Raw genomic sequence first — 1,608 nt, forward strand, 5'->3', positions numbered from 1 at the left:
CCCTTATCTGTGTTGAGGACCCCCGTAAAGGTGGATCCGTTGGTCATTTCGTGTTGTTTGGCCTCGTTCGGGCCCGTGTTAGGCGCTGCGGACCGCAGCCGGGGTCGAGGTGGAGCGCCCGCAGCGCAGCGAGGACGAACGACCTCGAGGCCGGCGAGGATCCGCCGCATACTGGATCGGGCTGGACGAGGGGAAAGACGGTGTCGGTCAAGTCATCTGCTTCCTCCCATGCCATCGATGTGGGAGACGACGTTGCGCGTGCCGGCGCCCAGCCTTATCTGGGTCCACGGATAAATCCGGCGACATGATGATTGATGGGGTGCCCGACATGCGGGCCGCCGAAAAGGGGTGCGGCCGCTCATTCTTTCCGGGAAGTCCACCCAACAGCGGGGTGGCGACAGGGAGATCGGGGGAGCCGACCGCGGGTATCAGCTGAAATATGGGCAGGGCACGTGCGCAACGCATGGCTAGGCGGCCACCTCCTGACGTTGCGGGATGGGCAGCGCCAGGGCGGCATCGCCGAGTTCACGCAGGGTGTGATAGCAGCGGCGCAGGATTTTCCGCTCCACCGCCAGGGTGGGGTTCTTGCCGTTGTGGCCGTCACGCTTGGCCGCCAGCCGCCGGTAGTAGACGTAATCCGGCGAGCCGCGCCGGGCCGCACACTTGGCCGCCTCAAACGCCGCCCACCGCAGCTCGGGTGAGCCTTGGCGCGACAGATGCCCCGGCGAGCGCTTGGTATCCGAGGAGTAGACGGTGACATCGAGCCCGGCATAGCGCACCAGCTGATCGGAACTGCTGAACCGGCGCGCATCGCCGATCTCGGCCCACATGATCGCCGCGCACAACCAGCCGATACCGTAATGGGCCTGCAACGCCCGACATCCCGCCTGGCGCTGGGCGAAATTCACCAATTGGGCTCGCAGCGTGTCGATCTCAGGGGTCAGCTCGTCAATGCGGCGTAGCGCCGTCTGCACGTATTGGCGACCCGCCGCCGACAACTCGGCTCCCGCGAGCGCTGCACGGCCCGCTTTGGACAGCAGCGCCCGAATCGGTGGGCAGCCCTGGTGGAACAACTGGGCATGGATGCGCTGCTGCCAGGCCCGCCGCTCCTCGATCAAGCTGCAGTACAACCGGCCCAGGGTGCGGATCTCGAGCATGTGCGCCGGCGGGATCCACGACTCGGGGAACCGGCCCTCCAGCAGCAGGGTGCGCAGCAGCTTCGCATCGGCGTGGTCGGTCTTGGCGCGCTTCTTGCGGCCCCGCGCCGCCGCGGTCTCGGCCGGATCCCCCAGATGCACCCCCACCCCGGCAGCGGCCAGCTCCTCGCTGACATACCGCCACCCGGTGCAGCCCTCCAACGCGAACTCCGCGTCCCCGTCGGCGCAGTGCTCAGCCAGCCAACCCCGCAACGTCTTACGGGTCGCTGGACGGATCTGACCCCAACGCACCAAACCGTCATCGTCGACATAATCGAAAGTGATCTGCTGCCGATGCACGTCCAAACCGCCTACCATCGTCATCAGTGGGACCTCCTCGAGCTCCTGAAAATTGCTGACGCATCGATTGTCGAGCGTCTGTGCCGAGGGGGTCCCCATCACATGTCATCTT

At 66.2% G+C, this 1,608-nt stretch carries 1 protein-coding gene; it reads right to left on the reverse strand.

Annotated features, from left to right (window positions below):
• Positions 1–467: 467 nt before the first annotated feature.
• The gene (locus EET03_RS28170) at positions 468–1,520 is read right to left on the reverse strand and encodes an IS110 family RNA-guided transposase (protein WP_099194241.1); all 1,053 of its coding nucleotides are present in this window, start codon (positions 1,518–1,520) and stop codon (positions 468–470) included.
• Positions 1,521–1,608: the final 88 nt, after the last annotated feature.

It is taken from the genome of Mycobacterium innocens (assembly GCF_900566055.1).
Taxonomy (GTDB): Bacteria; Actinomycetota; Actinomycetes; order Mycobacteriales; family Mycobacteriaceae; genus Mycobacterium; species Mycobacterium innocens.

Coding starts and splice junctions, on each gene's coding strand:
- EET03_RS28170 (WP_099194241.1), bottom strand. CDS start 1,520: ATGACGATGGTAGGCGGTTTGGACGTGCATCGGCAGCAGATCACTTTC.